This is a genomic window from Endozoicomonas sp. YOMI1, from assembly GCF_024606345.1.
Taxonomy (GTDB): Bacteria; Pseudomonadota; Gammaproteobacteria; order Pseudomonadales; family Endozoicomonadaceae; genus Endozoicomonas.
Genome location: NZ_JAHHPM010000104.1, coordinates 1 through 4,742 on the forward strand (window position 1 = coordinate 1; position 4,742 = coordinate 4,742).

4 protein-coding genes are annotated in these 4,742 nt (G+C 48.8%); 2 read left to right on the plus strand and 2 right to left on the minus strand.

Translation table 11 applies throughout. The annotated features are described in order from the left end of the window. Positions 1 to 609: 609 nt before the first annotated feature. Positions 610 to 1,542, plus strand: a complete 933-nt coding sequence (locus KDK15_RS03740; protein ID WP_257294023.1) for a methyltransferase domain-containing protein — start codon at positions 610 to 612, stop codon at positions 1,540 to 1,542. 307 nt (positions 1,543 to 1,849) lie between these two features. Here the strand turns inward: KDK15_RS03740 and KDK15_RS03745 are convergent, their stop codons facing one another. Further along, positions 1,850 to 2,857 carry a calcium/sodium antiporter gene (locus KDK15_RS03745; protein ID WP_257294024.1) on the minus strand — a complete coding sequence of 336 codons (1,008 nt, stop codon included), beginning with the start codon at positions 2,855 to 2,857 and terminating at the stop codon, positions 1,850 to 1,852. 65 nt (positions 2,858 to 2,922) lie between these two features. Further along, a complete protein-coding gene (locus KDK15_RS03750) occupies positions 2,923 to 3,441 on the minus strand; it encodes a ProQ/FinO family protein (RefSeq protein ID WP_257294025.1) in 519 nt (172 codons plus the stop codon). A 477-nt stretch (positions 3,442 to 3,918) separates the two neighbouring features. Here KDK15_RS03750 and KDK15_RS03755 point away from each other — a divergent pair, with 477 nt between their 5' ends. Further along, a complete protein-coding gene (locus KDK15_RS03755) occupies positions 3,919 to 4,578 on the plus strand; it encodes a hypothetical protein (RefSeq protein WP_257294026.1) in 660 nt (219 codons plus the stop codon). The last annotated feature ends 164 nt before the right edge of the window (positions 4,579 to 4,742 follow it).

Here is a 4,742-nt window from a genome sequence, read left to right on the forward strand (position 1 = left end):
TGCACAGGCCAAGTCTAGCAGGGCTTGTTGCGTTCGTTGCTTCTTATTTCAACTGATCAACGGTTATTCGTCTTTGAGGTTCTACCTGCCAGAATTAACCGTCAGGTTAACCGCATGTTTACCAAACTGACATCCGGTCAATAAAAGCTGCAGGGGCAAGAAAGAGTACACTCTTCCTTGCCCCTGAAATATCAGAGCATCGACATGATGGATCGGAACACGGATCCTGAGATGCCTGCATAGTCCGTTAGAAAGAAGCCAAAGCCCCAGTTAATAATTGCACTCATGGAAAACCTCCTATCAATGAAAACATGGTGTAGCCCGCAAATAGACAAAGGAGAATCCATTTTGTTCAATTCAATATCAGAATTATTGGCACTTCCTCATTTTGAATGGGTGCCATGTCAGGCTTCCTGATCGGTTTTGGTCTGACGTTCATCGGCTATGTGACCAACGTTGTTCAGACGCCGGAAACCAATATCGGGCTGCAAGTGCTGATGATCCAATGTCCACTGACTCACATCAAAAAAACAGCCTGAGTTTCAGGCAAAACTGCAGCTCTGGCAAAAGCTCAATGATCTCTCTATTATCCGTACTCAACTAAAAAGCATGGATAAAACTAAAAGTCAGCTTATGCCAATTCTTTCATTTCTTCTCGGAGTGCTCCTGACCTGGCTGTTCATGTCAGGCCTGATGGCTCAGGGTCTGGCGCTGTTGATACGTATCTGGTGGCCATCGTCAAACCGTGAGCGCGAGTTGAAGGTTGATCAGTGGCTGTTGAATAACCCGGTACAGCCCGCTTCCGGCTGGCGCTTGCTGGGTTACTGGAGAGACACATCCCAATACCGACAGGCCTGCTCAGAAATGGCAGGGTTACTGGCCGACAAAGCCTGCCTGTCCACTCAGGATGAAGTCCTTGATGTCGGTTTCACCAGCCATGATCAGTTACTGGTCTGGCTGGATTATTACCAGGTTCAGCACCTGACGGCAATCGCCAGTGATGAGCAGCAGATGGTCCGGGCACTGGAGCATTGCGGGCATTTCAATACGCTTAAACTGGTGCGAGGTGGTGACAAGTCACTGGCAGAACAGCCAGAGAATAGTTGCGACAAGTTAATTGGCCTGGACTGCGTTTACCATCTGGAGTCCCGCTCTCATTTTTTCAGCCATGTCAGGAAAGCGCTAAGGCCGGGGGGGACTCTGGCGTTTACCGATATGGTGCTGGCCCGGCCATTTCAGGACCGTCGGGAGCAACGCCTGGTAAACAATCTTGGTCGTATATCAGGACTCCTGGTTGAAGATATGCCGGTCAAAGAGACCTACGAAAACCTGCTTAACCAGCATGGGTTTGAGCAGGTTGAGATCCTGGATATTACCGATGATGTCCTTTCCGGTTTCTGTTTCTGGTTTGGTCAGCACTTCCATAGCCTTTCAGCATTCACCCGGGCAAAGATGTGGATCAGACTGCGACTGCAGGTCTGGTTTATTCGCTGGATGCTTCACCGGGAGCAACTACGCTATCTGATGATTATTACCCGCTGATAGGCTGAAAAACAGTTTATCCACAGCTTTTGTGGATAAACTTGTGACAACATTCGGGATAGTTCACAAACACCTGTCAATTCAGGGCATCCGGACGAATTGATCAAAAAACAATCAAATCGGATTTTACCAAGGGCAGTCTATTCTCGGACAGCCTCCCAGGAGGCTGTCCGAGAATAGCGCCCGTAGCGAGGACGACAGAAAATTGAGGATAAAAAGTCGGTTTTAGGACTGGCATAAAGGCAGCTTGAGCCTTGGATCATAACAACGAATGTTGCTCTCGTTGCGCTTTCAATCAAGAGTAACGTTATGATGCATTCACCACCAACCAGACCTCATATACCAGAAATGTAAACAGCAACAGCAGGCATTTATACCCGGATACTTTCCAGACACTCACAGGAATATGGCCTGTTTTTTTTTCTGTATCGTCTGTATCAAAAGAAGCCTTGCTGGAATAAACGACAATCGCCAGTAAAACGGTCATGATCACCATGGTCAGGATATCAATTCGCAGAGCCGCTGCATCCACGGAAATATCCAGGCCGATAGCACCTGACAACCCCAGTACAGCGAGAATATTAAAGATATTGGAACCAATCACCGTAGCCGCTGCCATATCATGGAGCCCCTTCCGGGCACTGACCACTACGGTCGCCAGTTCAGGAAGGCTGGTACCAAAAGCCACCAGCGTCAGGCCAATAATCAGCTCATTAACCCCTATCGCCAGGGCTATACCTTTAGCGCCCCAGACCAGAAGCTGAGAGCCCAGCACAAGCATCACCAGCATAGCCAGAGACTCTGCCGAGGCCCTGAAAGTACTGATCGGGAGCACTGGTATATCTTGCTCGGCTTCCTGCCCGGTTGAAGACTTCAGTAAATAGAAGCTATAGGCAACAAATGCCACAGAAAAAATAACCCCATCCCACAAACTTAATGTACCGTCCATTAGCATCAGAGCAGCACCTATAGTCGTCATCAGCAGGATAGAAAGTTCGCGGTAGACAATCCGGGCCTTAACGACCAAGGGAGCAACCAGTCCACCAAGCGCCAGAATCAGACCGATATTGACGATATTCGAGCCAACCACATTACCAATGGCGATACCACCGGAGCCATTAAATGCCGCAACGGAAGAAACCATTAACTCAGGCGCAGAGGTACCAAAAGCAACCACCGTAACACCGATGGTTAACAGCGGCATGCCCAGACGAAATGCCAGGGTAGACGCCACTTCAACGAGGCGGTTGGCACTCCAGCAAAGTACGATAAAGCCGACAGCAACGACCAGAATAAACTGCAAGATGGAAATCATGAATGGGAATCACTGAGGGCATGCCAACCAGACGACAGGTACCAGGCCCTCTCACTGGTATCCATTCAAGTCTGTTTATTCACGGACAATAAACGGATCTTCTTGATAATGACCCGATCTCGCGTCGTGATAAAGTCACTGCTCTGGGTATACAGCTTGATTTCTGCATCCACTGCTTCGCGGAGTTTCACCCGACCTGCCGCCTGCCCCTGAAGGTTAATCCGGGTAACACCAGGCTTAATCTTCTCAAGGTAACGATCCATGGACGTAAAAAACCGCAATGCAACAGGAATAATATGTGCAGGCAGCAGGTTTGCCTCTGCCATCTCTTTGTGAATACCAATCTTGAGGGGCCGTGGGTCTGACACATTAAACGCGCCGGGCCAGATAACTCGCACCAGACGCAGCGCCTCAGAGTTCATGACGTCACTTTCAGGCCGGTTATGCAGCCTCTCAAGAATTTTTCTGGCCTCTTGCGGAAGCGCTTGATTCATAGGGGAACCGGAATCATCCTGTTCAGATGCCAGCTGCTTTTCCTGTTTCTGGATGCCCTGGTCAGAAATATTACTGTCTTCTGCTGTCATCGACTGCCTTGCCCAAATAACTCTCGGCATCCCGGAAAAGTAATATGCAATGCCACCACTTCCCTGAGACGCCCTTGAAAACCAACACCAAACCAGCCTGAGCCAGCGGGAACACTATAATGACGGATTCAGCCCCACCATAAAAGGGTAATTTATCAACAAACCGTACCAATCATCAGACTGATGCTGAAGAATCGGACAATACCAATACTACTGTCCTCCCTGATAGCTAAAACAACCATTCAGGGACTGGAAATTTCAGTATTCCTGAGAGACTGTCTGAGAATAGTGCTCGTCCAGGAGGCTGTCCGGGAATAGACTGCCCTGGACGGCAACTGCTCCTGCGTTGTAGCTCCTGCATCCAAGCAGTCGTGCAGCGGCAGCAAATTGCAGAAAACACAGGCCAAAAGAGTGAACCTTTGTTTAACTGGATTGTCGAAATTTCAGGCAAAAGTCATTCAAGAGGTTTGAAAATCTATGTTTTCTCCAGCAAGCAGGATTCGTACATTAGCCGAACCGGTATGGTCAGCGGTAAATGAACGTAATAACGTTACGGTAAAAGGAGAAAATAATCTTCTCAAAGCAAAGGCCATTGCTCTGAACGGTGTTTACATTCCCAGCGATAAATGCCATAAGGGGACAGCAATTGACCAGCGCTATTGTCGTTCCATGCGGCAATTGAGAGAAGAGCAAAATCCACAGCAGATGTACGTCAAGGATTTTAAAATAAACCTTGACGCTCCTGATGCCAATGAAATGAGACAGCTCCAGTGGGCGATCTTTTTGCACAAAAGTGTTGCGGACTGTTTTTACGGTGCTGACTGCCATCAGCAGATTTCCCCGGAAGTGCTTGGCTGGAAAGAACAGGAAGTTCTGGGCGATGTGTGTCCAGAGCCCGGATATCCGGATGATGTAAACACCTCCCTCAAAGAAGCAACACCAACCGCCTCGCGGTATCCTATGAACAAAGGCCCGGTTAATACCGAAGATAAGACAAGGCTGCCTGATCCTGGTTCACTCTCGATATGTGCAGAAGATACTCCGGTGTCAACAGTAGTCACCCGCGACGTTGCCGTGCAAACCGACAGTGAGCAATTATGCGATGATTGCCGAATCGGTCGCCTTGGCACTGGGTAGTTGTACCAATCGAGCCTTCTAATACCAATTCCGCCTTCTAAATATGATATCGAGCAAGTCATTTTGGACCGCTGGTCAAGGCGGAATGATGAGTAGATGAGTAATAGCTGGACTATTGCGAGGAATTCCAACGAAGATCCAGCGGTTCAAAATGGCTGCGCAGT

What these genes read in the sequence shown, in the direction of transcription:
- KDK15_RS03750 (WP_257294025.1), bottom strand. Translation starts at nt 3,441, where the DNA reads ATGACAGCAGAAGACAGTAATATTTCTGACCAGGGCATCCAGAAACAG.
- KDK15_RS03745 (WP_257294024.1), bottom strand. Translation starts at nt 2,857, where the DNA reads ATGATTTCCATCTTGCAGTTTATTCTGGTCGTTGCTGTCGGCTTTATC.
- KDK15_RS03755 (WP_257294026.1), top strand. Translation starts at nt 3,919, where the DNA reads ATGTTTTCTCCAGCAAGCAGGATTCGTACATTAGCCGAACCGGTATGG.
- KDK15_RS03740 (WP_257294023.1), top strand. Translation starts at nt 610, where the DNA reads ATGGATAAAACTAAAAGTCAGCTTATGCCAATTCTTTCATTTCTTCTC.